Annotated in this window: 23 protein-coding genes and 2 riboswitches; of the genes, 9 read left to right on the top strand and 14 right to left on the bottom strand. The window is 68.8% G+C overall.

Annotated elements, in window-relative coordinates:
- The first annotated feature begins 1 nt into the window (after position 1).
- Entirely contained in the window at positions 2-1168 is a 1167-nt protein-coding gene (locus OG976_RS16230; RefSeq protein WP_328350601.1) for an acetate kinase, read from the top strand.
- On the opposite strand, the gene OG976_RS16235 is transcribed toward OG976_RS16230, so the two are convergent.
- Positions 1165-2172, bottom strand: a complete 1008-nt coding sequence (locus OG976_RS16235) for a VWA domain-containing protein (protein WP_328350604.1) — start codon at positions 2170-2172, stop codon at positions 1165-1167. The genes OG976_RS16230 and OG976_RS16235 overlap by 4 nt on opposite strands.
- Positions 2173-2263: 91 nt before the next feature.
- On the opposite strand from OG976_RS16235, the gene OG976_RS16240 reads away from it, so the two are divergent.
- Positions 2264-3139: a cytochrome c oxidase assembly protein gene (locus OG976_RS16240; protein WP_328350607.1), complete on the top strand. Its 876-nt coding sequence runs from the start codon at positions 2264-2266 to the stop codon at positions 3137-3139.
- A 22-nt stretch (positions 3140-3161) separates the two neighbouring features.
- On the opposite strand, the gene OG976_RS16245 is transcribed toward OG976_RS16240, so the two are convergent.
- From OG976_RS16245 to glnX, 3 genes are read right to left on the bottom strand one after another with little or no spacing between them, the layout of a single operon-like run.
- On the bottom strand, positions 3162-5414 hold the full coding sequence (locus OG976_RS16245) for a serine/threonine-protein kinase PknG (RefSeq protein WP_328350610.1): 2253 nt from the start codon (positions 5412-5414) through the stop codon (positions 3162-3164).
- Positions 5414-6382 carry a glutamate ABC transporter substrate-binding protein gene (locus OG976_RS16250; RefSeq protein ID WP_328363640.1) on the bottom strand — a complete coding sequence of 323 codons (969 nt, stop codon included), beginning with the start codon at positions 6380-6382 and terminating at the stop codon, positions 5414-5416. The genes OG976_RS16245 and OG976_RS16250 overlap by 1 nt, the downstream gene beginning before the upstream one ends.
- A 29-nt stretch (positions 6383-6411) precedes the next feature.
- Positions 6412-7734 (bottom strand): protein kinase G-activating protein GlnX, encoded by a 1323-nt coding sequence (gene glnX / locus OG976_RS16255; RefSeq protein WP_328350612.1) that lies wholly within the window; start codon positions 7732-7734, stop codon positions 6412-6414.
- Positions 7735-7861: 127 nt separating this feature from the next.
- Here glnX and OG976_RS16260 point away from each other — a divergent pair, with 127 nt between their 5' ends.
- A complete protein-coding gene (locus OG976_RS16260) occupies positions 7862-8443 on the top strand; it encodes an NUDIX hydrolase (RefSeq protein ID WP_328350615.1) in 582 nt (193 codons plus the stop codon).
- Here the strand turns inward: OG976_RS16260 and thiE are convergent.
- Entirely contained in the window at positions 8427-9110 is a 684-nt protein-coding gene (gene thiE, locus OG976_RS16265; RefSeq protein WP_328350618.1) for a thiamine phosphate synthase, read from the bottom strand. The genes OG976_RS16260 and thiE overlap by 17 nt on opposite strands.
- Positions 9111-9134: 24 nt before the next feature.
- Positions 9135-9246, top strand: a riboswitch (TPP riboswitch).
- Here thiE and thiO point away from each other — a divergent pair.
- The 4 genes from thiO to OG976_RS16285 all read left to right on the top strand — a co-directional run bounded on the left by thiO (position 9215) and on the right by OG976_RS16285 (position 12006).
- Positions 9215-10282, top strand: a complete 1068-nt coding sequence (gene thiO, locus OG976_RS16270) for a glycine oxidase ThiO (RefSeq protein WP_442930343.1) — start codon at positions 9215-9217, stop codon at positions 10280-10282. It overlaps the preceding riboswitch by 32 nt.
- Positions 10279-10476 carry a sulfur carrier protein ThiS gene (thiS, locus tag OG976_RS16275; RefSeq protein ID WP_328350626.1) on the top strand — a complete coding sequence of 66 codons (198 nt, stop codon included), beginning with the start codon at positions 10279-10281 and terminating at the stop codon, positions 10474-10476. Before thiO ends, thiS begins: the two co-directional genes overlap by 4 nt.
- A 1-nt stretch (position 10477) precedes the next feature.
- Positions 10478-11233 (top strand): thiazole synthase, encoded by a 756-nt coding sequence (locus OG976_RS16280; RefSeq protein WP_328363643.1) that lies wholly within the window; start codon positions 10478-10480, stop codon positions 11231-11233.
- Positions 11233-12006 carry an SGNH/GDSL hydrolase family protein gene (locus OG976_RS16285; RefSeq protein WP_328350629.1) on the top strand — a complete coding sequence of 258 codons (774 nt, stop codon included), beginning with the start codon at positions 11233-11235 and terminating at the stop codon, positions 12004-12006. The genes OG976_RS16280 and OG976_RS16285 overlap by 1 nt, the downstream gene beginning before the upstream one ends.
- On the opposite strand, the gene OG976_RS16290 is transcribed toward OG976_RS16285, so the two are convergent.
- A complete protein-coding gene (locus OG976_RS16290; RefSeq protein ID WP_328350634.1) occupies positions 11994-12707 on the bottom strand; it encodes a TIGR03943 family putative permease subunit in 714 nt (237 codons plus the stop codon). The genes OG976_RS16285 and OG976_RS16290 overlap by 13 nt on opposite strands.
- On the bottom strand, positions 12704-13591 hold the full coding sequence (locus tag OG976_RS16295) for a permease (RefSeq protein ID WP_328363645.1): 888 nt from the start codon (positions 13589-13591) through the stop codon (positions 12704-12706). The genes OG976_RS16290 and OG976_RS16295 overlap by 4 nt, the downstream gene beginning before the upstream one ends.
- A 138-nt stretch (positions 13592-13729) precedes the next feature.
- On the opposite strand from OG976_RS16295, the gene OG976_RS16300 reads away from it, so the two are divergent.
- Positions 13730-15256, top strand: a complete 1527-nt coding sequence (locus OG976_RS16300; protein WP_328350636.1) for a M28 family metallopeptidase — start codon at positions 13730-13732, stop codon at positions 15254-15256.
- A gap of 43 nt (positions 15257-15299) precedes the next feature.
- Here OG976_RS16300 and OG976_RS16305 read toward each other — a convergent pair whose 3' ends face one another.
- Positions 15300-16586, bottom strand: coding sequence for a uracil-xanthine permease family protein (locus OG976_RS16305; RefSeq protein ID WP_328350639.1), 1287 nt, complete (start codon positions 16584-16586; stop codon positions 15300-15302).
- Between the two features lie 93 nt (positions 16587-16679).
- Here OG976_RS16305 and OG976_RS16310 point away from each other — a divergent pair, with 93 nt between their 5' ends.
- Entirely contained in the window at positions 16680-18359 is a 1680-nt protein-coding gene (locus OG976_RS16310) for a SulP family inorganic anion transporter (protein ID WP_328350642.1), read from the top strand.
- On the opposite strand, the gene OG976_RS16315 is transcribed toward OG976_RS16310, so the two are convergent.
- From OG976_RS16315 to thiC, 6 genes are all read right to left on the bottom strand, one after another.
- Complete coding sequence (locus OG976_RS16315; protein ID WP_328350645.1) at positions 18335-19591, bottom strand: APC family permease; 1257 nt, start codon at positions 19589-19591, stop codon at positions 18335-18337. The two genes, OG976_RS16310 and OG976_RS16315, sit on opposite strands and share 25 nt — an antisense overlap.
- Positions 19592-19783: 192 nt before the next feature.
- On the bottom strand, positions 19784-20044 hold the full coding sequence (locus OG976_RS16320; RefSeq protein WP_328350648.1) for a hypothetical protein: 261 nt from the start codon (positions 20042-20044) through the stop codon (positions 19784-19786).
- A gap of 24 nt (positions 20045-20068) precedes the next feature.
- Positions 20069-21553 (bottom strand): flavin-containing monooxygenase, encoded by a 1485-nt coding sequence (locus OG976_RS16325; protein ID WP_328350650.1) that lies wholly within the window; start codon positions 21551-21553, stop codon positions 20069-20071.
- 114 nt (positions 21554-21667) lie between these two features.
- Positions 21668-22291 (bottom strand): alpha/beta hydrolase family protein, encoded by a 624-nt coding sequence (locus OG976_RS16330; RefSeq protein WP_328350653.1) that lies wholly within the window; start codon positions 22289-22291, stop codon positions 21668-21670.
- Positions 22288-23124, bottom strand: a complete 837-nt coding sequence (thiD, locus tag OG976_RS16335) for a bifunctional hydroxymethylpyrimidine kinase/phosphomethylpyrimidine kinase (RefSeq protein ID WP_328350656.1) — start codon at positions 23122-23124, stop codon at positions 22288-22290. Before thiD ends, OG976_RS16330 begins: the two co-directional genes overlap by 4 nt.
- Complete coding sequence (gene thiC, locus OG976_RS16340; protein WP_328350662.1) at positions 23121-24713, bottom strand: phosphomethylpyrimidine synthase ThiC; 1593 nt, start codon at positions 24711-24713, stop codon at positions 23121-23123. The genes thiD and thiC overlap by 4 nt, the downstream gene beginning before the upstream one ends.
- Positions 24704-24819: riboswitch (TPP riboswitch) on the bottom strand. (Overlaps the previous gene by 10 nt.)
- Positions 24820-24953: the final 134 nt, after the last annotated feature.

Here is a 24953-nt window from a genome sequence, read left to right on the forward strand (position 1 = left end):
GATGGGTACCGGAGCCGCTGGGCCGGCGACATCAGGAACCGTTCTCGTCCTCAACTCCGGTTCGTCGTCTCTGAAATACCAACTCATCCAACCGGATACCGGTGAGTCCGTGGCGCACGGCATCGTCGAGCGGATCGGCGACGACGGGGGTGTCCCGGACCACGAGGCGGCGCTACGGCTCGCGTTCGAGCGGCTGACCGCCGACGGACAGCACCTCGACGACCTCGGTCTGATCGCGGTCGGACACCGGGTGGTCCACGGTGGGCAGCTCCTGTTCCGCCCGACGGTGGTCGACGATGCCGTGCTCGACCAACTGCGCGCGCTGTCGGCATTGGCCCCCCTGCACAACCCGCCCGCGGTGCTGGGAATCGAGGTGGCCCGCCGGATGCTGCCCGACCTCCCGCATGTGGCTGTATTCGACACCGCGTTCTTCCACGACCTGCCCGCTGCCGCCGCGACGTATGCGATCGATCGGGAGTTGGCTGCGCGCTGGCAGATTCGCCGCTACGGCTTCCACGGCACCTCGCACCAATACGTCAGCCGACAAGCAGCGGAGTTCCTCGGTGTGCCCCCGGAGACGTTGAACCAGATCGTGCTGCACCTCGGTAACGGCGCGTCGGCCTCGGCGATCGCCGGCGGGCGGCCGGTCGACACCTCGATGGGCATGACGCCGATGGAAGGCCTGGTGATGGGCACGCGGTCCGGCGACATCGACCCGGGTGTGATCAGCTATCTGTCGCGCGCCGCCGGGATGGGCGTCGAGGACATCGAGTCGATGCTCAACCGCCGGTCCGGGATGTTCGGCCTGGCCGGTGAGATCGACTTCCGGGTGGTGCACCAGCGCATCGAATCCGGCGACGAGCACGCTCAATTGGCCTACGAGGTCTACATTCACCGGCTGCGCAAGTACATCGGCGCATACCTGGCGATCCTCGGCCACACCGACGTGCTGACGTTCACCGCCGGCGTGGGGGAGAACGACGCCTCGGTGCGGCGCGACGCCCTGACGGGGTTGGCGCCGCTGGGCATCGAGCTCGACGAACACCTCAACGACAGCCCTTCGCGCGGTGCGCGGTTGATCTCCGCCGACAAGTCGCCGACCACCGTCCTGGTGATCCCCACCAACGAGGAGCTGGCGATCGCCCGGGAGTGCCTGACGGTGATCTAGGCCGGGATCCGGCTGTTCACCAGCACGCCGGCCAACGCCGAACCCGCCACCAGAAGTGACGCCAGGATCGCCCAGGCGGCGCTGGCGTCGCCGGGGATCAACTGGTACCCGATCTGCTGCTGCAGGGTGGAATAGACCGAGGTGAGTTGCGGCAGGCTGCCCGCGTGGAAGACCTCTCCGCCGGAGATCTCACTGATCTGCTTGAGGGTGGCATCGTCGACCGGGACGGCGATGTGCTGACCGTCCAGATCCACCGCGCCGTCCGGCGTTCCGAACGAGATCGACGAGATCGGCACGCCCTGCTCCTTGGCGCTCTGTGCGGCACTGAACGCACCCCGTGCATCGTCGGGGTTGGGGGGCACCGTCTCCTTACCGTCCGATTCGAGAACGATGCGGGCCGGCGGCGGACCGTCACCGCCACCGAGAACGTTGTCGGCCGTCGAGATCGCCTGTAGGGCTGTGAGAATGCCCTCACCGGTCGCCGTCCGATCGGCCGTCTGCAACTTGTCGATCGCCGCCTTCATGAGCGCGCGGTTGGTGGTCGGCTGCACCAGGACCGAGGCGGTGCCCGCGAATGCGACAAGGCCGAGATTGATGCCGGGGGTCAGTTCGTCGGCGAACGCCTTGCCGGCATCCTTCGCCGCGGCCAGCCGGCTGGGAGCGACGTCACTGGCCGCCATGGACTCCGACACGTCGATGACGAGCATCACGATCGCCCGGTTGCGCGGCACCCGCATATCGTGGGTTGGACCTGCCAGTGCGACCGTGAGTGTCAGCAGCGCGACGACCAGCAGAGCGGCGGGAAGGTGGCGCGCCCGCCGTGGTGGCCGCGGGGCGATGCGGGACAGGAGTTCGAAGTTCGCGAAACGCAAAACACTGGTGCGCTTGGCGAATTGAGCGGCCAGGTACCCGCCGAGCGTGGCCAGGGCGATGAACCCGTAGAGGAAGAACCACCCGTGCTGGAAGCCGGAGAGCGAGAAGGTGCCGAGCACGGGGACGGTCATGCTGCCAGGCTTACAAAGCTGCGGCCCGCAGGCGAGGATGCCCAGCAACGTCACGGCGGGTTCCCAGGCAACGCACGTAGCGTCATCGCTCATGGTCCTGCTGTCGTGGACTCTCGACGTGCCCACGCTGGTGGTGATCACGGCGGTCGGTGCTTTGTACGTCCGGTGTCGGCGAGCGGCGGGCGTAGCGGTCAGCCGCAGTCAGGCCGCGTGCTTCGGGGTGGGATTGGTGGTCTGGGTGCTGGCCACGGTCAGCGCCGTGGCCGTTTACGCGCCGGTGCTGTTCTGGGTCCGGGCGCTGCAGGTTCTGCTGCTGTTGTTCGTCGTCCCGTTCCTGTTGGCGCTCGGACGCCCGCTGACGGCCCTGCGGGCGGGATCGCAGCGGGGTGGCCGGGTGGTCGAAGCGGCCCTGCAGTCCCGACTGATGCGGGTGGGCTGCTCGGCGCCCGCCACCTCGATTGCCATGCTGGCCACGCCGTGGCTGCTCTACCTCACGCCGTGGTACGTGGCGTCGATGACCGGAGCGCTGGCGGCGCTGACGCGAGTCGCCCTGGTGGTCATCGGGTTCGGGTACTTCTACGCCCGGCTGCAAGCAGACCCGGTGCCCACGCGGCACTCACCGCTGCTGTCCATCGGGATCAGCGTGATCGAGGCGCTCGCCGACGGACTCCTCGGTGTGGTGCTCTGGCTCGGTCCGGTCATCGCGGTCCAGTACTACGCGTCGCTGCACCGCGGCTGGGGTCCGAGTCAGCGGGTGGACCAGTCGATCGGGGCAGGCATCCTGTGGATTCTCGGTGACGTCGTGGGCATTCCGTTCATCCTGGTCCTCATGCGGGCCCTCGGCCGCCACGAGCGGGTCAAGGCCGCCCGGGTGGATGCCGGCCTGGCCGCCGCCCCGGACGCCGGGGCGGCGGCGCTGTGGTGGCAGAACGATCCGGTGCTGCGCGAGCGCTTCGGCCTGCGGTGATTGCACACTCGAGGCCGGCGGGCTAGAACGTGCTCGTCGGCCGGACGTTGTTGGCCATGTCGACCAGGGCGTAGCGGTGGGCCTGGCTGGTAGCCACCCGCGCCAGGTTGCGCAGCGCGGCCTCGACACCCAGGCGCAAGCCGTGGTCGGTGAACGGGAACCCGAGAATGTGATTGGTGCTGGCCTCGTTCTCGGTGATCCAGTCCATCGCGGTGCCCAGCACCAGTGCGCGAATCTGCAGCACCCGCGGCTCGCTGTCGGGCAGCGCCTCGACGCGGCGGGCCGCGTCGCGGATCTGCTCCTCGGTGAGTTCCTGCGCCGAGCGGCCAGAGATCAGGGTCACCGCACTGGTCAACCGCGCGGTGGTGAAATGCCGTGAGGAAACCGGAACTTCGTCGAGGGTGCGCACGGCGGCCTCACGTTCACCCTCGACCGACTGCGCGCGCGCCAGGCCGAAACCCGCCGAGATGATGTTGTTGTCGGTGTGCCACACCGATTGGTAGAACGGCCGCTCGCCAGAGGTGCCCGCCAGCTCGGCGGTGGCCGCAAGAGCCAGCTTCGGCGCCTGCTCACCGGGAAAAGTGTCCAGAACCTCGGTGAAATGTTTTGTCGCCGAGTCATAGTCGCCGGTCAACAGCTCCGAGACCGCCTTGAACCAGACCAGCCGCCACCGCCAGCCCACCCGCTCGGCCAGGTCGTCGAGCTTACGGTTCGCCTTGGCCACGTCACCGAGGTCGAGCAGCGCGCGCACCTCCATCAGGGGAAGCTCCACCGACTCGCTGAGATCGATCCCCTCGGAGTCCAGCGAACCGTGACGGGCCGCACGCAACGAATCCAATGTCTGCACCGGCTGGGACAGCACCGTCGCCGACAGCACCGTGGCCGCCACATCGGTGGGGTCGACCAGCGGGACCGGTAGCGCCGTCACGATCTCCGGTGCGGTCAGCTTCTCAGCGTGTGCCAGTCCGTCGAGGTACACATCAGTATGTGCGACAAGCAGTTCCACCCCGAACGTGGAACGGGTTCGGGTGAACACCGTCGACAGACCGGGCCGGGGCACCCCGGTGTCCTCGGCGACGACCTCACGCAGCACGCCGAGCAATTGCGACGACATCGCCTCGGCGGTGGCGAAGCGGCGCCGCGGATCGGGGTTGATCGCGCGGCGCAACAGCCGGCCGAAGGAGTCGTACTTGGCCAGCACCGGATCATCGGGCGGCAGCCCGTCGACGTAACGGCCTTTGCGAGTGCGCAGATTCAGCGTCAACGCGGCCAGAGTGCGGCCCACGGTGTAGATGTCGGACGCGATGGTCGGCCCGGTGCGCACGATCTCGGGAGCCTGGTAACCCGGGGTTCCGTACAGGTAGCCGAAGGAGTTGATCCGCGAGACCGCGCCGAGGTCGATGAGCTTGAGCTGCTCCTCGGTGACCATGATGTTCTCCGGCTTGAGGTCGTTGTAGCACAGGCCGATCGAGTGCAGATAGCCCAGCGCGGGCAGGATCTCGAGCATGTAGGCGATCGCCTCGGAGACCCCGAGTCGCTCGTCCTTGGGCAGTTTCAGCGACTTGCCGCCGACGTACTCCATGACGATGTAGCCGACCGGCTCGCCGCGGGAGTCCGGGTGCTCGACGAAGTTGAAGATCTTCACGATCGACGGGTGGACGACCTCGGCCAGGAACTGCCGTTCGGCCATCGCGATCGCCTGGGCCTCGGCGTCACCGGAATGCACCAGGCCTTTGAGAACCACCGGCCGTTCGTTGACATTGTGGTCGACAGCCAGGTACACCCAGCCGAGCCCGCCGTGGGCCACACACCCCTTGATCTCATACTGGTCGGCCACCATGTCGCCGGGATCCAGCTGCGGCACAAAGGAATAGATGCTTCCGCAGTACGGGCAGGAGCCCTCGGACTCCGCGGGGTGATCCTTCGACGAGCGGCCCACCGGCCGCCCGCAGTTCCAGCAGAACCGCTTGGACTCGGCCACCACGGGGTCGACCATCAACGCTGCCAGCGGATCGATCTCGGGGACCCGCGGAATCTCGACCAGGCCACCGCCGAGCCGGCGGGTCGGCGACAGCAGCCGCGCCACCGTGGTGTGGTGCATGTCTTCGGGTTCGGTGCTCACACTGCCGACGGAGTCCTCGTCGTCGTCGAAGTGCGGGCGGAAGATCGCCTGGGTGGCCATCGGGCGCATCGTCGACATCGAATCCATGCCGAGGTCGTCCAGGCTCGCCGGTTGGGTGCCGACGTCGATTTCGGGGGGCTCCGGCGTGTCCATCAGTCCACGTACCTCGGAGTCGGCGGTGCCGGAGCGGGACCGAGAACCGTCAACCACTTGCGGTACAACGTGTTCCACGTGCCGTCGCGGCGGATGCGCTCCAATGTGCCGTTGACGAAGCGCACCAGGGGAGTGTTCTCCAGGTTGATGCCGATGCCATACGGCTCCTGGGCCATGTTCGGTCCGATGATGTGCAGGTACGGATCCTGGGCCACCAGGCCGGCCAGGATCGAGTCGTCGGTGCTGACCGCGTCGACCTCGCGCTGCTGCAGCGCGACCAGGCAGTCGGCCCACGTCACTACCGTGACGATGATCGGCGGCGGCGCGATCTGCTGCACCCGCTTGAGCGACGTGGTGCCGCGGGCCACGCAGACCCGCCGGCCCGACAAATCCGAGGCCTGGGCGATCGGCGACTCCCGCGGAGCCAGAATGCGTTGGTAGGCAGTGAAGTACACCGTGGAGAAGTTCACCTGCTTGCGGCGCTCGCAGGTGATCGTCATGGTCTTGACGACGATGTCGACGGTGTTGCTCTGCAGTGCGCTGATCCGGTCCGCCGAGGACAGGATGCGGTACTCGACCTGAGAGGGCGTACCGAAGATGTCGCGCGCGACCTCACCGGCGATGTCCACGTCGAATCCGGTGATCTCGCCGGTGATCGGGTCACGGAAGCTGAACAGGTTGCTGCCGATGTCCAGGCCCACGATCAGCCGGCCCCTGGCCCGGATAGCGGCCACCGCGGCGTCGGCGTCGGCTTTGTTGGTGAACGGCCGCAGGCTGGCGGTGCGGTCGCAGTCGTTGTCGTCGGGGTTGGGCGGCTGTGGCGGTTCCGGCGGGAGTTCGGCCATCCCGGCCGGTGTCGGCGGCGCCAGGGTCGGTGCCGGCGGGGCGTTCGTGTACTGCGTACTGCCGCAGCCGCTCACGACGGTCGCCGCGACGACCGCAAGGCAGGCGAGCACCCGTAGTCGCATCCCCACCCCGCTGGTCTTCGCGCAAGCGCTCATCCCCGGTACTCGCTCATCCTCGGCCACAACCCCAGCGCCACTGCGAACGCCGCGCCGATCGAGAGGACGGCCCCGCCGACCGTCGTCCCCGACAGCACCCGGCGGGCGGACAGGATGTCGTTACGCAACTGGTTGCGGCTTTCCCGGATACCGCTGGAGAGCGCGGCGTCGAGCTTGTCGAACGCCGGCGTCGAATCGTCTTCCCCGGTTCCCAACGCCACCTGGGTGGCGGCCTGGTAATTGCCAACGGAGATATAGGCGTTGATCCGCTCATCGGCTTGGCGCCACTTCATCAGCAACTGATCGGCGCCGGCCAGATCGGTTTTGTCGATCGCGTCATCGCGGGCGAGGTACTCGGTGAGTTGCTGGTGCATCGTGTCAACGCGCTGGTAGTAGGACCGCTTGCGAAGGTCTTCGTCACCGCGGCGAATCAGGGACAGCGTCTCGTCGGCGCGCGCCTGCTGCGCGGTGATCGCCAGGGTAGTCACCGTTTTCAGCGATTCGGCCGCGGTGTCCTTGGCGGCCCGGCTGCCTGCGGTGGAGATAGCCAGCGCCGAGCCCACCCAGATCATCATGATCACGATCGCCAGGCCGCCTGCGACCAGGCCGACGTTCACCCGGCGCTTGGTGTGCGCCGCCAGCCAGCGGTGGGCGAACGCGCCGAACACCAGCGTGATGGCGACGACGACGATCACCGGCGCTGGAATCCGGGTGGAGGCGGTGGTCTCGGCGTCGACCCGCGCCGAGGTCTGCTCGTAGAGCTGCTGGGCGTCGGGCAGGATCTGCTGCTGCATCAGGGCCGAGGCCTCCGACAGGTACGACGAACCGACCGGGTTGCCCATCCGGTTGTTGGTGCGCGCCGTCTCGATCAGCCCGGTGTAGACCGCCAGCCGGGCGTTGATCCGGCCGAGCAGTTGGATCAACGGCTCGTCGGTGAGTCCGCTGGCCGCCCGGGTGACGGCGACGGCCGCGTCGGTGATCGCCTGCTCGTAGCGTTGCCGCACCGCGCGAGGCTCGGAGCCGGCGATGAAGGCGGTGGCCGCGGCGGCGTCGGCCACCGACAGCGTGGTGTAGAGCTGGCCGGCGGCGAACGCCAACGGCTCGGTGTGGTTGAGCACGGTGGTCAGCTGACTCTGGCGATCGTTGATCGTCGTCGAGGTCGCGAAGGCGCTCATCAGGCCCAGGGTGGCCAGGATGATGCCGATGGCAAGGATGCGTCCCGGGCTGGTTTTGAAAAACCACCACCGGGGGTGGGCGGGCTCGGTCGGCGACCGCCATGCCAATGGCTCGGTCGACGGGTGCGCCACCTCAACGGTCACCTCGCGCGGACCTCATTTCCTTCGCCCGGATCCCAATCGCGCATTCTGAGTGAATTCTAAGAGCACCTGTGACGGATGGGGCTGGATCGGCCGACGAGTACCGGCGTGGCGTGCTTATCCTGAACGCGTGCGAGGCGACGGCGACGGGTGGGTGGTGTCCGAAACCGGCACGCCCTACTGGGGCCGGCACGGCGCCGCAGGGCTGTTGTTGCGGGCGCCTCGCCCCGACGGGACCCCTGCCGTCCTGCTTCAGCATCGCGCACCGTGGAGCCATCAGGGCGGTACCTGGGCCCTGCCGGGCGGCGCCCGAGACAGTGACGAGACGCCCGAGCAGGCCGCCATCCGTGAGGCGCACGAGGAGGCCGGGCTGCTCGCTGAGCAGCTCACCGTGCGCACCACCATCGTCACCGCCCAGATCGCCGGCCGGGGTGAGACCTCGTGGACCTACACCACCGTCATCGCCGACGCGCACGAACAGCTGTCCACCATCCCCAACCGGGAGAGCTCGGAGTTGCGGTGGGTTGCCGAGGACGACGTGGACGACCTGCCGCTGCACCCCGGCTTCGCCGCCAGCTGGCAGCAGTTGCGGATCACCGAGGTGCGGCCTCATGAGCACGACGCGTGCCTGCTGCCCGGGGCGCACACCGTGGAGATCGAGACCGGCGTGTTCATCTGGTGCGCACCGGTCGAGGTCATCCGGCAGTTCTGAGCGCCGACGCGAGCCGCCGCGCCGCCGCGGCGGGGTCTGAGGCGGCCGTGATCGCGCGCACCACCACGACCCGGTGGGCGCCGGCGGCCAATACGTCGGGTAGGCGCTGTTCGTCGATACCGCCGATGGCGAACCACGGCTTGTCCGGGCGCATCCCGGCCACCTCCCGGACCAGATCCAGTCCCGGCGCGGGACGGCCCGGTTTGGTCGGCGTCGGCCAGCACGGCCCCACGCAGAAGTAGTCGACGTCCTCCATCAACGCACGGGCGGCCTCGCCCGAGGCATGCGTGGAGCGGCCGATCACGGTGTCGGGGCCGACGATCTCGCGGGCCACGTCCAACGGCAGGTCGTCCTGCCCCAAATGCAGCACGTCGGCACCGGCGGCACGGGCGATGTCGGCGCGGTCGTTGACGGCCAGCAGGGCGCCGTGCCGGCGCGCCGCGTCGGCGAGGATCTCCAGTGCGCCCAGTTCAGCGCCGGCCTCCAGCGGCCCGAACCGCTGCTCCCCGGGCGAGCCCTTGTCCCTGAGCTGGATGATGTCCACTCCGCCGGCCAGTGCGGCGTCGGCGAACTCGGCCAGGTCGCCGCGCTCGCGGCGGGCATCGGTGCACAGGTACAGCCGGGCAGCGGAGAGCCTCGAGCCGAGCTTGGTTCGACGTTCGTGCACACCGCGACGGTAGCGGCTAGCGTGGAAGGCCGGCACGGGAGTCCCTGGAGCGGGACTGAGAGTGGAGGCGAACACCTCCAGACCGTCACCACCTGATCCGGGTCATGCCGGCGAAGGGAAGCGAAAGGGATATGTCGGTGGAATCGCTGGGCGTCGTCGGGGGCGGCGTCATCGGTCTGGCCATTGCGCGCCGCGCCGCGCAGGCGGGGTTGTCGGTGCGGGTCCATCGCAGCGGCCCCTGGGGGCAGGAGCGAACCGACCCGGCGACGACCGGCGCCTCGTGGGTGGCCGGCGGGATGCTCGCCCCCCGCAGCGAGGGCTGGCCCGGTGAAGACCAGCTGTTGACGATCGGGCTGGAATCGCTGCGGTTGTGGCACGGCGGTTTCCTCGACGGCCTGCCCGACGACGTCGTCACGGCCCGGGAGTCACTGGTCGTCGCCGTCGACCGGGCTGACGCCGCCGACCTGCGCACCGTGCAGGACTGGCTGGCCGCCCGGGGACACCCGGTGACCGTGACGACTGCGGCCCGCGATCTCGAGCCGCTGCTGGCGCAGGGCATCCGGCACGGATTCCTCGCCGAGGACGAACTCGCGGTCGACAACCGCAAGCTCGTGGAGGCGCTGCAGGCCCACTGCGAGCAACTCGGTGTGCGCTGGGCCGGGCCCGTCGAGCGGATCGACGACGCCCGCGACGGGGTGGACACCGTCGTGATCGCCAACGGTATCGACGCCCCCGCGCTGTGGCCGGGGCTGCAGGTGCGGCCCGTCAAGGGTGAGGTGTTGCGGCTGCGCTGGCGGCCGGGCTGTATGCCGGTGCCGCGCCGGGTGATCCGGGCCCGCGTGCACGGCCGGCCGGTGTACCTGGTGCCGCGCGCCGACGGCATGGTGGTCGGTGCCACCCAGTACGAGCACGGCCGCGACACCGCCCCCTCGGTCAACGGTGTTCGTGAGTTGCTCGACGACGCCTGCGAGGTGCTGCCCGCCCTCGGCGAGTACGAACTGGCCGAATGCTCAGCCGGCCTGCGGCCGATGACGCCGGACAACCTGCCGATCGTCGGCCGCCTCGACGAGCGCACCCTGGTCGCCACCGGCCACGGGCGCTCCGGTTTCCTGCTGGCGCCGTGGACGGCCGAACGTGTGGCCGCCGAACTTCTGGTCGGAGCACACGCGTGAAGCTCACGGTCAACGACTCCGAGATCGAGGTGGGCGAGGACACCACCGTGGCGGCGCTGCTCGCCGACCTGGACTTCCCGGTCAAAGGCATCGCTGTCGCGGTCAACTGGGCGGTATTGCCGCGCTCGCAATGGGATTCGGTGCTGCCCGACGGGGCGCACGTGGAGGTGGTGACGGCGGTGCAGGGTGGGTGAGATCAAACAACTGACGATCGCGGGCCGGACATTCGGCTCGCGGCTGATCCTGGGCACCGGTGGCGCGCCGAACCTGACGGTTCTGGAGGAGGCGCTGATCGCCTCCGGCACCGAGCTGACCACGGTGGCGATGCGGCGGGTGGACGCCGAAGGCGGAACCGGGGTGCTGGATCTGCTGGGCCGGCTGGAAATCACCCCGCTGCCCAACACCGCGGGCTGCCGTGGCGCGGCCGAGGCGGTACTGACGGCCCAGTTGGCGCGCGAGGCGCTCGGCACCGACTGGGTCAAGCTCGAGGTGATCGCCGACGAACGGACGTTGCTGCCCGACGCGGTCGAATTGGTCCGAGCAGCAGAACAATTGGTCGACGACGGCTTCGTCGTGCTGCCGTACACCAACGACGATCCGGTACTGGCCCGCCGCCTGGAGGACACCGGTTGCGCCGCGGTCATGCCGCTGGGCTCCCCGATCGGTACCGGGCTGGGCATCTCCAACCCGCACAACATCGAGATGATCGTCGCTGCCGCCGGGGTGCCGGTGATCCTCGACGCCGGGATCGGTACCGCCAGCGACGCGGCACTGGCGATGGAACTGGGTTGTGACGCAGTGCTTCTGGCCAGCGCGGTGACCCGGGCGGCTGATCCGCCCGCGATGGCCGCTGCGATGGCCTCGGCCGTCACCGCCGGTCTGCTGGCCCGCCATGCCGGCCGCATACCCAAGCGGTTCTGGGCGCAGGCGTCCAGCCCGAGCACGGTGTGATGACCAAAAGATATGTGGCCCTCGGCAGTTCGATGGCGGCCGGTCCCGGTATCACGCCCCGTGCAGCCGGTTCGCCGGTGGCAGCGGGCCGCTCGGCCCACAATTACCCGCACCTGGTCGCCCAGCAGCTGGGCCTCGACCTCGTCGACGTCACCTACTCCGGTGCCACCACCGCGCACATCCTGCGTGATCGCCAGAGCGGCGCACCGCCGCAGGTCGACGCACTAGACGGCACCGAGGATCTGGTCACCGTCACCATCGGCGGCAACGATGTCGGCTACGTGCCCCTGCTGTTCGCCGCGACCCTGCCGCCGCTGTTGCGCCGGCTGCCGGTGCTGGGCACCAGCCTGCGCGAGCTCCTGGACCCCGCGGCCCGGGATCGGGCGCTCGACGCGGTCGGCGGGTCGCTAAGGGAGGTGGGGCGCGAGCTGCGCCTGCGCTGCCCGCAGGCGCGAATCCTGTTCGTGGACTATCTGACTCTGCTGCCGCCGGCGGGAGTCCCGGCCCCGCCGCTGCCCGATGATGTCGCCGACCTGGGTCGCCATGTCGCCGACCGGCTGGCCGAGATCACCGCCGAAGCCGCCCGGGACACCGGCTGCGAGGTGGTGGGCGCCGCGCACGCCAGCCGGGATCACCATGCCTGGTCTGCACAGCCGTGGACTGTCGGCGCGGGATCGCTGCTGCCGTGGTGGCGGCCGAAACCGTTCCACCCCAATGCAGAGGGCATGCGCGCGGTGGCCGAGCTGATCGTGGCGAGACTTCAGGAGCCGTAGGTGTTGGCCGGCGGGTCGATCCGCACCACGCTGGACACGTCGATCCTGGGAATCGAATCGGTTCCCGAATACCGTTGGCCGGGCGGCACCGTGCCCTCGACCCGTACCCAGGTGTTCTCCGGCAAGCCCGCCGCGACCGGCAAGGCGGGCCCCGACAACTGCAGCCGGGCCAGCTGCGCGTCGGCGGCGCAACAGAAGATGACGATCTTCGCCAGATACACCCGATCGCCGTCGTGCATCGTGAAGCCGGTGATGGTCAGCCCGTGACCGTCCAGGCCGCCGACCCGGCCGACCGCGATCCTCATCAACACCTCGGGCAGCGACACCGTCGGCGCCTGCCCGGCCGGCAGCGGCGGAAAGGTCTGCGCCTGAGTCACATTCACCGTGGCCGGCGGTGTGGCCTTCGCGCTCAACGGCGGTGGCACGACGAAGATCAGCAACACGACGGGGACCACCAGCAGCCAGACCACGCCGTTGCGGTGCGTGTGCCCAGCGTGCAGGTCCCCGTGCTCGTGCGCGCCACCGCCGCGGATGTCGCGCACGATGGCCACCAGTGCCAAACCGATCAACACCGCGGCGGAGATGGCCAGCCACGGCAGCATTCCCGGCTTGACGTAGCGGGTGTAGGCGCCTGTCACGGTGACCATCGCCACGCTGATCCCGACGACCAGCAGCACCACGTTCTCCGTCTCGCGCCTCACAGCAGCACCAGGCCCACCGCGGTCGCCAGCACGGTGGCGACCACCAGCGTCGCCGGGGCGAAGCGCAGCGCGAACGCCCGGCCGAACAGACCCACCTGCATCGCAACAAGTTTCACGTCGACAGCGGGGCCGACCACCAGGAACACCAGGCGCGGAACCAGCGGCACCATCGTCAGGCTGGCCGCCACGAACGCGTCGGCTTCGGAGCACAGTGCCAGCACGAAGGCCAGCAGCGCCATGGTCACCACCCCGAGCAGCAGGTGGCCGGCCACATGCTCGAACACCCACGGCGGAACCATCACCCGCAATGTCGCGGCCGCGGCGGCACCGATGACCAGATAGCCGCCGGCCTGCAGGAAGTCATGGCGGGCGGCCTCGCTGAACACCGTCCAGCGCGACGCATCGTCGTCCTCGGAACGCGATTGCCGACGAGTGATCCAGCCGGGACGGCCCCACCGCGACCACAGCGAGCCCATCACCACCGCGGTGGCCAGCGAGGCCACGCAGCGCGCCAGCACCATCTTCGGCTGACCGGGGAACGCCACCGCGGTCGCCACCAGGACCACCGGGTTGATCGCCGGCGCGCTGAGCATGAACGTCAGCGCGGCCGCCCCCACCGAACCCTCGCCGTAGAGCCGCCGCGCCACCGGCACCGAGCCGCATTCACAGCCCGGCAGCGCCGCTCCGGCTACCCCGGCGGCCAGCACCGCCGCCGGGGTCTTGCTGGGCAACCAGCGGGCCAGCCGTTCGGTGGAGACGTATGCGGCGATCAGTCCGCTGATCACTACTCCGAGGACCAGGAACGGCACCGCCTGCAGGAACACCCCGCTGAACACGGTGCCCGCGGTCGCCAGACGTTCGTTGCCCGCGACTCCGTCGCGCATCCAGGTGCCGACGAGTGCACACACCACCAGGCCGGCCACCAACACCTCGGTGGAGGTGATCGCGGGGCGGCGGGCCGTGTCGACCTCGGTCTCGGCGGCAGGCTCCACGGCGTCGACATTAACCGCGCGGTGACCGCGATGCGAACGTCTACCCTGGGCGCAGTGAAGCGCACTTATCCGGCGGTGACGACCTGGCTTGCCGTGCTCGCCGCCGCCGTCGCCCTGTCCGGCTGCAGCAGGCCGGCCGACACCGCCACACCGGTCGCGCAGGGAAAGCCTGCCGCGGAGTTCGCCGAGGCGTTGCGCAAGCAGGTCAGCGCTGACGCCCTGATGGCGCACCTGCAGAAGCTGCAGGACATCGCCAACGCCAACAACGGCACGCGGGCGGTGGGCACCCCCGGGTTCGACGCCAGCGTCGACTACGTCGCCGGGGTGCTTCGCGACAAGGGCTTCGACGTGCAGACCCCCGAATTCACCACCCGCATCTTCCAGACCGGCAAGACCGACATGACCGTCGGCGGCGCCGCCGTCGAGGCCCGTGCCCTCGAGTTCAGCCCGGGCACCCCGCCCGCGGGGATCAGCGGTCCGCTGGTCGCCGCGCCGGCCGACGAGACGCCCGGCTGCGCGGCCGCCGATTACGCCGGTTTACCGGTGCGGGGGGCGATCGTCTTAGTGGACCGGGGCAGCTGCCCGTTCGCGGCGAAGCAGGCGATCGCCGCCAAGGAGGGCGCGGTGGCGATGGTCGTGGCCAACAACGTCGACGAGCAACACATGGGTGCCACCCTCGGTGAGGACACCGACGCCACGATTCCGGTGGTCGGGGTGAGCAAGGCCGACGGTGAACGACTGCGCGCCAACCCCGGGCCGACCACGATCATGCTCGAGGCGAGCACCAAGACCGTCACCGCCCGCGATGTGATCGCTCAGACCAAGACCGGCTCGGCCGGCGACGTCGTGGTGGTCGGCGCGCACCTGGACAGCGTCCCGGCAGGCCCCGGCATCAACGACAACGGGTCCGGGGTAGCGGCCGTGCTGGAGACCGCCAAGCAGCTCGGTCCGAATCCCCAGGTGAAGAACGCCGTGCGGTTCGCCTTCTGGGGTGCCGAGGAACTCGGCACAGTTGGGTCCACGAAGTACATCGAGTCGCTGAATGTCGAGCAGCTCAAGGACATTGCGCTCTACCTGAACTTCGACATGATCGGCTCGCCCAACCCCGGCTACTTCACCTACGACGGCGACCAGTCCACCGCACCGGGCCGTGACCAGAGCGTGCCCCGGGTGCCCGAGGGGTCACCGGGTATCGAACGCACACTGGTCGCGTACCTGAAGTCGGCCGGAAAGGCCGCCCAGGACACCTCGTTCGATGGCCGCTCAGACTACGAGGCGTTCACCATGGCCGGTATTCCCGCCGGTGGGCTGTTCTCCGGCGCCGAGGAGAACAAGACCGAGGAGCAGCAGAAGCTGTGGGGCGGTACCGCCAACGCGCCCTTCGACCCGAACTATCACAAGGCGACCGACACCATCGACCACATCGACCGCCCGTGCCTGGAAATCCAGGGCGGTGGTGTCGCTTTCGCGGTGGGGCTGTATGCGCAGGACATCTCGGGGCGCAACGGCGTTCCGGTCCGCGACGACCGCACCCGCCACGTCCTCGCCCAACCGTGAGTCCGGTTCACCGGTTCTGCGCGTAGAGCGTGCTTTTCGCGCGTCAGCGCGATCTGGGCGCAGAATCGATGCCGGGCCGGGAGGTCCCGCGCAACGCGGCCAGTGCCCGCATGCCGTGATAGACCACCAGCGCCGCGATCGAGCCCAGGGCGATTCCGGTGAACGTGAGACTGCCGATCTGCCAGGTGAAGTCGGCGATGCCGATGATGAGCGCGATCGCGGCGGTCATCTGGTTGATCGGCAGGCCGAAGTCCACCTGATTGGTCAGCCAGATCCGCACCCCGAGCACACCGACGAGTCCGTACAGCACGATTGTGGCACCGCCGAGCACACCGGCGGGGATCGCCGAGATCGCGGCGCCGACCTTGGGGCACAGTGCCAAGACGATCGCCGTCAGCCCGGCCACCCAGTAGGCCGCGGTGGAGTACACCCGGGTGGCTGCCATCACGCCGATGTTCTCGGCGTAGGTGGTGGTGGCTGACCCGCCGCCCAGGCCGGCCAGTACGGTGGCAACCCCGTCGGCGGCCAGGGCCCGTCCGGTCAGCGGGTCGGTGTCGACCCCGGTCATCTGGCCGACCGACTTCACATGCCCGATGTTCTCGGCGACCAGGGCGATCACCGCGGGCAGGAACATCGGTAGCACGGCCAGGGTGAAGGTGGGTGTCTGGAACGTCGGCAACCCCACCCAGCCCGCCGCGGCGATGCCGGACGTGTCGACCTCGCCGAGTGCCAGTGCCAGCAGGTAGCCCACGACGACCGCCAGGAAGATCGCCAGCCGGCCCAGGATGCCGCGGAAGAACGCCAGGGCCGCCACCAGCAGCACCAGGGTGACGATGCCGACCAGCGGCCCCTTCTCGAAGTTCGTCTTGGCGGCGGGGGCGAGGTTGAACCCGATGAGCGCGACAATCGCGCCGGTGACCACCGGCGGCAAGGTCACCTCGATCCAGTGTGTTCCCACCACCTGCACGGTGACGCCGATCAGGATCAGCAGCAGCCCGACGGCGACCAGGCCGCCCAGCGCGCTGCCGGCACCGTGTGAGGCCACCGCGGCGGTCACCGGAGCGATCACCGAGAAGCTCGACCCCAGATAACTGGGCAGCCGGTTTCCGGTGATCACCAGGAAGAGCAGGGTTCCCACCCCGGAGAACAGCAGGGTGGTGGCCGGCGGGAAGCCGGTCAGCACGGGTACCAGGAACGTCGCCCCGAACATCGCAACCACGTGCTGGGCCCCGAGGCCCAGCGTGCGCGGCCAGCTCAGCCGCTGATCGGGGCCGACGACCAGGTTGTCGCCGGGATGGGAGTCGACGCGCGTCCAAGTCAGCGGGATCACGGTCTGCAACTACACACCATTGCGGCGCGACGCGCACGGCGATCAGGCCACGAGTATGGCCGCAAAGTGAACAGGAGGTGACATGCTGCACCGATGAACTGGACTGCCCTAGCCCCCGGGCTGGCGCAGTTCCGGCATTACCGGCCATCCTGGCTGCGCGGTGACGTGGCGGCCGGCCTCACGGTGGCGGCCTACCTGATCCCGCAGGTGATGGCCTACGCCACCATCGCGGGCCTGCCGCCGGTGGCGGGCCTGTGGGCGTCGCTGCTGCCGTTGGCGATCTACGCGGTGTTGGGCACCTCGCGCCAGTTGTCGGCAGGACCGGAGGCGACGACGGCGCTGATGACCGCGACGGCCCTGGCTCCGCTGGCCGGCGGGGACCCGGTGCGGTATGCCGCGCTGGCGGCGATGCTGGCGGTCCTGGTCGGCGTCTTCTGCTTCGTCGGGGGCCTGATCCGGCTCGGCTTCCTCGCCGACCTGCTGTCGCGGCCGGTGTTGATCGGCTTCATGACCGGAGTCGCGATCATCATGATCGGCAGCCAGCTCGGCAAGCTCACCGGGGCACCGGTGACCGGCGACGGCATCGTCGATCAGGTGCGCTCGCTGGCGGACTCGATCGACCGCGTCCACGTGCCGACTGCGATCTTCGCGGCGGTGGTCGTGGTCGCCCTGCTCGCGCTGTCCAAGTGGCTGCCGCGTGTCCCGGGACCGTTCATCGCGGTGCTGCTGGCCACGGTCGCGGTGGCGGTGTTCTCCTTGGACCACAAAGGGATTCGGGTGGTGGGCCAGGTGCCCGGGGGACTGCCCGCCTTCGGGCTGACGGCCATACCCCTGCATGACCTCGGCACGCTGGCCGCGGTGGCCGGTGGCGTGGCGATCGTCGCCTACTCCGACACCGTGCTGACCGCGCGGACCTTCGCGGCCAGACAACGCGGCTACGTCGACCCCAACGCCGAACTGCGGGCACTGGGCGTCTGCAACCTCGGAGCCGGCCTGACTCACGGGTTTCCGGTGAGTTCGAGTGCCAGCCGCACCGCACTCAGCGACGCCGTCGGCGGTCGCACACAGGTGTATTCCCTTGTGGCGCTGGGTCTGGTGCTCGTAGTGATGCTGACCGCGCACGGGCTGCTCGCGAAGTTCCCGACGGCCGCGCTGGGTGCCCTGGTGGTCTACGCCGCCTTGCGGCTCATCGACCTCGACGAGTTCCGGCGGCTGGCCCGGTTCCGGCGCAGCGAGTTCATCCTGGCGCTGCTGACGACGGTCGCCGTGCTGGGGCTGGGCGTTCTCGCCGGTGTGCTGGCGGCGATCGGGCTGTCCATCCTCGATCTGCTGCGCCGGGTCGCCAGGCCGCACGACAGCGTGCTGGGCTTCGTCCCCGGCGTGGCCGGCATGCACGACATCGTGGACTACCCCGAGGCCCACCTGGAGCCCGGGCTGCTGGTGTACCGCTACGACGCGCCGTTGTTCTTCGCCAACGCCCAGGACTTCCGGGCGCGGGCGATGGCCGCTGTCAACCACAACCCCGACCCTGTGCAGTGGTTCGTGCTGAATTCCGAGGCCAACGTCGACGTCGACCTGACCGCTCTCGACGCCCTGGATCAGCTGCGCGCGGACCTCGAGGCGCGCGGCATCGTCTTCGCCATGGCCCGGGTCAAACAAGAGTTGAGGGTGATGCTCGACGCCGCCGGGCTGCTGGACAAGATCGGCGAAGATCACATCTATCCGACGCTGCCTACCGCGGTGGAGGCCTACCGCAACCGGCGCACCGCGTAGATCACGGCGCCGAGCGCCAGCATCGCCGCACCGACGAGCACGGATTGCGTCGGCAGTGCGAACGCCAGCACCACGCACCCCGCCATGCCGGCGGCCGGGATCACCCGGCGGGCAGGAGCGAAGCGACCGGGGGATGGGCTGCGGCGGCGCCCCAGGGTCCACGCCGAGGCGTTGGCGATCGCGTAGTACACCAGGACCGCGAACGACGAAAAGCCGATCACGCCACGAAGATCGGCCACCGCGGCCAATGCGGCGACGAGCACGCCGACCGCCAGCTCAGCGTGGTGCGGCACACCGAAGCGCGGATGCACCGCAGCCAGCCCGGCAGGCAGATGCCGGTCCCGGGCCATGGCCAGCGTGGTTCTCGACACCCCGAGGATCAGCGACAGCAACGATCCCAGCGCGGCGATCGCCGCCCCCACGCGTACCACCGGCTCCAACCAGCCGGCGCCGGCCGCGCGGACCGTCTCAGCCAATGGTGCTGCAGCAGTTGCCAATCGGTCGGGTCCGAGCACGCTCAGCACCGTCACCGCCACCGCGGCGTACACCACCAGCGTCAAACCCAACGCGATGGGGATGGCGCGAGGGATCGTCCTGGCCGGGTCGCGCACCTCCTCGCCCAGCGTCGCGATGCGCGCGTATCCGGCGAATGCGAAGAACAACAGCCCGGCCGCCTGCAACACACCGACCAGCGTCCCGTCACCGAGCGCCAGTCGTCCGGTGTCGGCCTGGCCCGAAAGTCCAACGGCGACAATCACTCCGGCAAGCACGGCCAGCACCGCCGCGACGATGATCCGGGTGAGCACCGCCGATTTCTGCACGCCACGGTAGTTGACCGCGGTCAGTGCCACCACCGAGGCCACGGCGACCGCATGTGCGTACTGCGGCCACACGTAGAACCCGACGGTGAGGGCCATCGCCGCACACGACGCCGTCTTGCCCACCACGAAACTCCAGCCGGCCAGATAACCCCAGAACGGGCCGAGCCGTTCGCGGCCGTAGACGTAGGTTCCGCCGGAGGCCGGATAGCGGGCGGCCAGCCACGCCGACGAGGTGGCGTTGCAGTAGGCCACCGCTCCCGCCAGTGCCAGGCCGACCAGCAGCCACGAACCCGCCGCTGCCGCAGCCGGGGTCAGCGCGACGAAGATGCCGGCGCCGATCATCGACCCCAGGCCGATGACCACCGCGTCGCCCGTGCCGAGCCGGCGTTTCAGATTGTCCACGGGCGGCATGCTAGGCCCCGCAGATGAATGCGGACCGGTGTGGGAGCGCAAAACGCTCCCACGCCGGTCCGGCACGGTCCCCCGACCCGGATTAGCGTGGCATCATCGCGAGCCAACGACTTACGGCGTCGCCGTGCTCGATCAGATTAGGACAAAATTCTGACGAGGTCGTAAATCTTGCTGAAGTTGTGACCTTCGCACTCAGCGGTTTCGGGCGATGTTCGCGCCCAGATAGGCGCCGTACGCGAGCAATCCGGCGACCGCGAGCTTGCGGGTCTTGGGCGCCACCAACGCCACGCCGATCGCGGTCTCGATACCGCCATCGATGTAGGTGTGCGCCAGCGTATTGTTCGGGAACGCCTGGGCCGTCACCGACTCGTAGAGCGCGGGGCGCACGAAGTGCGAGATTCCGGTGGCGGCCACAGCCAGCCCCGTCAGCTTGATCAATCCATCTGCAGACATCGTCGTCCTCTCGGCAGTGCGCTTCTAACTGATGCGGTAATCGCTGATCGGATAGCTCGACGCCTCGCGCACCGCGGTACGCGTGGACATCGGCCGCAACAGCGCTGCCTCACCACTGGGATTGAAATAGTACGACCTCGCCGACGCGCAGTTCCCCTGGGTGAACAATGTGTCCCCGAGCATCTCGGTCATGCGGTCGAGGTACCGGTTGTTGGCGTCTTCGGTGATCTCGAATGTGGTTGCGCCGCGCCGCTTGACCTCGCCCAGCAGGCGGTCCATGTGCCGCATCTGGTACTCCATCGAGTTGAAGAAGTTCAGGCCGAGGAAGGCATACGGGCTCGCCAGGCTCAGGAAGTTCGGGAAGTACGGCACAGATACGCCCTGGTAGGCCTGGAAACGAGTCTCCCGCCACCACTTCCCGAGATTGCGGCCCTCACGGCCGATCACCTCGAAGGCCGGGAAGTTGGCCTCCCAGATATCGAAACCCGTTGCCAGAACCAGGGTGTCGATAGCGGCCTTGGTGCCGTCGTTGGCCACGATGCCGTCCGCCTCGACATGGTCGATCCCGCTGGTCTGCAGATGCACGTTGGGCTTGGTGAAGGTGCGGTAGTACTTGTTGGAGAACGTCGGCCGCTTGCACCCGAAGTCGTAGTCCGGGGTGAGCTTGTCGCGCAGTTCCTTATCGCGGATGGTCGCGAATCGCCACATCTTGGCCAGGTCGGCAGCGGCGATGGTGGCCCGCCGGAAGTGCCGCTGGCGCAGCACCCCGACGTAGACCAACGATTCATACAGCGAGTCGGTGACCGTGCGGATGGCCCGCTGGGTCAACGGCACCCGGGCGAACAGTCGTTTGGCCCGCGCGGAGAACTTGATGTCCACCTTGGGCACGACGTAGATCGCGGTCCGCTGATAGACGGTGAGGTCGGCGGCATCCTTGGCCAGCTCCGGGATCACCTGCACCGCGGTGGCGCCGGTGCCGATGATGCCGATCTTGTGGCCGGCGGGGTCGAAGGAGTTGTCCCAGTCGGCGGTGTGGATGACCTTGCCCTCGAAGTTCTCGATACCGGGGATCTCGGGGGTCTTGGGCTGTGACAGGAATCCCGTCGCGGTGATCAGGTACCGCGCGGTCAGGCCGTCGCCGCCGGACAGTGTGACCCGCCACAGGGCGGCGTCCTCGTCCCAGCGGGCACTGTCCACCGACGAGTTGAACCGCATGTGCCGGCGGACGTCGTACTTGGCGGATACGTCGTCGGCGTACTGCTTGATCTCGGCCCCGGTGGAGAACAGGCGGTCCCAGTTCGGGTTGGGCTCGAAGAAGTAGGAGTACGTGGTGGTGGGCACGTCGACGGTCAGTCCGGGGTAGTGGTTGACGTACCAGGTGCCGCCCAGGTCGTCCTCACGGTCCAGGATCACGAAGTCGTCGATGCCCAGTCGCTTGAGCTGGATCGCAGCGCCGATTCCGGCGAAACCGGCGCCGACGATGATCGCGTCGAATTGCTGCTCGGCCATGCAAAGACGGTACCTGACCCGCCGGTAACCACCCGGGACCTGCGCAGCCTCAGTCCGTGGGACCAAGGTCACTCACCGGCTGTACCAGCGGCATTCACTGCCGCTTCGGCGAATTCAGGACAGCGCCGACAAGGCCGCGTCGACGGCCAGGGCGGGCACGTCGAGCGTCTTGGACCCCAGGTCGTGGCGCGCGCCGGTGACCTCCACAATCTGCACCGGGCCCGGGATGAGCTGGACGGCCTGGCGCAGCTCGTCGATGGTCCCGAACGGGTCGGCGCTGCCCTGGGTGAACACCGTCGGCGCCGTGATCGCACCGAAGTGCTCGGTGCGCAGCCGCTCCGGCTTACCCGGCGGGTGCAGGGGATAGGAGAACGGTGTGAGCAACTCCACCAGACCGGGATTCTCCGCGACGACCATCGAGGTCTGCCTACCGCCGTAGGAGTGCCCGCCGGCGATCACCGGGCCGGCGGCCAGGGTGCGGGCCAGCGCGACGGCCTCGACGATCCCGTCGCGGTCACCGGCCGCTGACCCCGAGGGTGGGCCCTTCGGACGGCGCCGCCGGTAGGGCAGGTTGTAGCGCACGGCCAGCCAGCCGCGCGACGCCCACTGATCGCACAGGCGGATCAGCATCGGCGACTCGCGGCTACCACCGGCGCCGTGGGTGAGCACCACCACGCCGGCCGGGGTGCCGGCCGGCTCGTGGGCGATGCCGTCGATCGAGGCGAGTGCCGGACTCATGCCTGCAGGCGCCACAGCGCCGACACCGGGCCGTGCCCGGCGCCAAGGGGATAGGCCGCGCGCAGGCATTCGGTGACCCAGGCTTTGCCGAACGCCACCGCCTCGGGCATCGAATAGCCATGCGCCAGTGCGCAAGCGGTGGCCGCACCCAGCGTGTCGCCGGCGCCGTGATCATGGGTGGTGTCCACGCGCGGGGCGTCGAACTCGTGGAAGTCGGTGCCGTTGTAGAGCAGATCCGGGCTGTGTGTCGACCCGCGCAGGTGCCCGCCTTTGACCAGGGCCCACTGCGGACCGAGCGCATGCAGAGCCTTGGCGGCGTCGCGCTGGGTGCGGTCGTCGACCACGTCGATCCCGACAATCAGCCGCACCTCGTCGAGGTTGGGGGTGACCAGGCTGGCCAGCGGGAACAGTTGGGTGCGCAGTGTCTCCAGCGCCGAGGGGTGCAGCAGTGGGTCGCCGTGCATCGAGGCGCACACCGGGTCCACCACGAACGGGGTGGTGCCGGCCAGGCCCAGATCGCGCCAGGTGCCCGCGACGGTCTCGATGATGGCCGAGGATGCCAGCATGCCCGTCTTGGCGGCCTGAACGCCGATATCGGATACCACCGCCTGGATTTGCCCGGCGATGATCTCGGTCGGGATCTCGTGAAAGCCCTTGACGCCCAACGAGTTCTGGATGGTGACGGCGGTGACTGCGACCAGCGAGTGCACGCCGAGTAGGGCAAAGGTGCGCATATCGGCCTGGATGCCGGCACCACCGCCGGAGTCGGAACCGGCGATCGTCAGCACCCGGGGCGGGGTGTGGGCCGGCGCGGTCAGTGGCAGGAAGTTCACGGCCTCGAGTCTTCCAGAGGGATGTACACCCGGTTGCCGTGTGCGGCGAACTCCTCGGATTTGGCCGCCATCGCGTCGCGGATGTCCTGCGTGATGCGCATGGAGCAGAACTTCGGCCCGCACATCGAGCAGAAGTGGGCGGTCTTGGCAGGTTCGGCGGGCAGCGTCTCGTCGTGGAACTCGCGCGCGGTGTCGGGATCCAGAGACAGGGCGAACTGGTCGTTCCAGCGGAACTCGAAGCGCGCCTTGGACAACGCGTCGTCGCGCTGCTGGGCTCGCGGATGACCCTTGGCCAGGTCGGCGGCATGTGCGGCGATCTTGTAGGCGATCACCCCGTCCTTGACGTCCTTACGGTTCGGCAGCCCCAGGTGCTCCTTGGGGGTGACGTAACACAGCATGGCGGTGCCGGCCTGGGCGATGATCGCCGCACCGATCGCCGAGGTGATGTGGTCGTAGCCCGGCGCGATGTCGGTGGCCAGCGGCCCGAGTGTGTAGAACGGGGCCTCCTCGCAAAGCTCTTCCTCGAGCCGGACGTTCTCGACGATCTTGTGCATCGGAACATGGCCGGGCCCCTCGATCATCACCTGCACGCCATGGGATTTCGCAATCGTGGTCAGCTCGCCCAGGGTGCGCAACTCGGCGAACTGGGCCGCGTCGTTGGCGTCGGCGATCGAGCCGGGGCGCAGACCGTCGCCCAATGAGAACGTCACGTCGTAGCGCGCCAGGATCTCGCAGAGTTCGCCGAAATTAGTGTAGAGGAACGACTCTCGATGATGGGCTAGACACCACGCGGCCATGATGGAGCCGCCCCGGCTGACGATGCCGGTGACCCGTTGTGCGGTCAGCGGGATGTGCCGCAGCAGCACCCCGGCGTGCACCGTCATGTAGTCCACGCCCTGTTCACACTGTTCGATCACGGTGTCGCGGTAGGCTTCCCAGCTCAGCCGGGTCGGATCGCCGTTGACTTTCTCGAGGGCCTGGTAGATCGGCACCGTGCCGACCGGGACGGGCGAGTTGCGCAGGATCCACTCCCGGGTGGTGTGGATGTCGGCGCCGGTGGACAGATCCATGATGGTGTCGGCACCCCAGCGGATAGCCCACACCATCTTGTCGACCTCTTCGCCGATCGAGGAGGTCACCGCGGAGTTGCCGATGTTGGCGTTGACCTTCACGCCGAAGGCCTTACCGATGATCATCGGTTCGGATTCGGGGTGGTTGTGGTTGGCCGGGATCACCGCGCGGCCGGCCGCCACCTCGGAGCGCACCAGCTCGGCGGGCACGCCTTCGCGGGCGGCGATGAAAGCCATCTCCGCGGTGATCTCGCCGGCGCGGGCGCGCTGCAGTTGCGTCCCGCGGTCACCGACCACACCCGGTCGAGGCGGCAGTCCGGCGCGCAGGTCGATCACGGCGTGTGAGTCGGTGTACGGCCCGGAGGTGTCGTAAAGGTCGATGTGCTCGCCGTCGGCGGTGCTCACCCGGCGAAACGGCACCCTCAGGCCGCGGAAATCCCCGTCGAGTTCGGTATAGCCCTTCGCGCTTCCCGCGATGGGGCCCGTGGTGACGGTGGGGTCGACAAAGAGATCGGTCATCGTTCACTCCCTACGCCGGCATTACCCGGACAGGTTCGTACGGTCGACGGCGCCTGATCAGCCGTCCTCTCAGCGCACTTGGGCGTGCGCTCCCGTGTGTTCAGTTGTCGGGTCCCACGCTAGCAGGGGTGTGGGAATACCGATTGGCCTGAAAAGATTTGTATAGCTAACATATGCGTTATTGCGCCGTGGGCGCCCGATGCTGCTTTTGACTGATTGCACACGAAACGAGACACGCCG

It is taken from the genome of Mycobacterium sp. NBC_00419 (assembly GCF_036023875.1).
Classification (GTDB): Bacteria; Actinomycetota; Actinomycetes; order Mycobacteriales; family Mycobacteriaceae; genus Mycobacterium.

Bases quoted from the DNA above. Each gene is read 5' to 3' on its own strand.
- OG976_RS16230 (WP_328350601.1), top strand. From the start codon at position 2: ATGGGTACCGGAGCCGCTGGGCCGGCGACATCAGGAACCGTTCTCGTC.
- OG976_RS16235 (WP_328350604.1), bottom strand. From the start codon at position 2,172: ATGACCGTCCCCGTGCTCGGCACCTTCTCGCTCTCCGGCTTCCAGCAC.
- OG976_RS16240 (WP_328350607.1), top strand. From the start codon at position 2,264: ATGGTCCTGCTGTCGTGGACTCTCGACGTGCCCACGCTGGTGGTGATC.
- OG976_RS16245 (WP_328350610.1), bottom strand. From the start codon at position 5,414: ATGGACACGCCGGAGCCCCCCGAAATCGACGTCGGCACCCAACCGGCG.
- OG976_RS16250 (WP_328363640.1), bottom strand. From the start codon at position 6,382: ATGCGACTACGGGTGCTCGCCTGCCTTGCGGTCGTCGCGGCGACCGTC.
- thiO (WP_442930343.1), top strand. From the start codon at position 9,215: ATGCCGGCGAAGGGAAGCGAAAGGGATATGTCGGTGGAATCGCTGGGC.
- OG976_RS16285 (WP_328350629.1), top strand. From the start codon at position 11,233: ATGACCAAAAGATATGTGGCCCTCGGCAGTTCGATGGCGGCCGGTCCC.
- OG976_RS16295 (WP_328363645.1), bottom strand. From the start codon at position 13,591: ATGCGCGACGGAGTCGCGGGCAACGAACGTCTGGCGACCGCGGGCACC.
- OG976_RS16300 (WP_328350636.1), top strand. From the start codon at position 13,730: ATGCGAACGTCTACCCTGGGCGCAGTGAAGCGCACTTATCCGGCGGTG.
- OG976_RS16310 (WP_328350642.1), top strand. From the start codon at position 16,680: ATGAACTGGACTGCCCTAGCCCCCGGGCTGGCGCAGTTCCGGCATTAC.
- OG976_RS16315 (WP_328350645.1), bottom strand. From the start codon at position 19,591: ATGCCGCCCGTGGACAATCTGAAACGCCGGCTCGGCACGGGCGACGCG.
- OG976_RS16320 (WP_328350648.1), bottom strand. From the start codon at position 20,044: ATGTCTGCAGATGGATTGATCAAGCTGACGGGGCTGGCTGTGGCCGCC.
- OG976_RS16325 (WP_328350650.1), bottom strand. From the start codon at position 21,553: ATGGCCGAGCAGCAATTCGACGCGATCATCGTCGGCGCCGGTTTCGCC.
- OG976_RS16330 (WP_328350653.1), bottom strand. From the start codon at position 22,291: ATGAGTCCGGCACTCGCCTCGATCGACGGCATCGCCCACGAGCCGGCC.
- thiC (WP_328350662.1), bottom strand. From the start codon at position 24,713: ATGACCGATCTCTTTGTCGACCCCACCGTCACCACGGGCCCCATCGCG.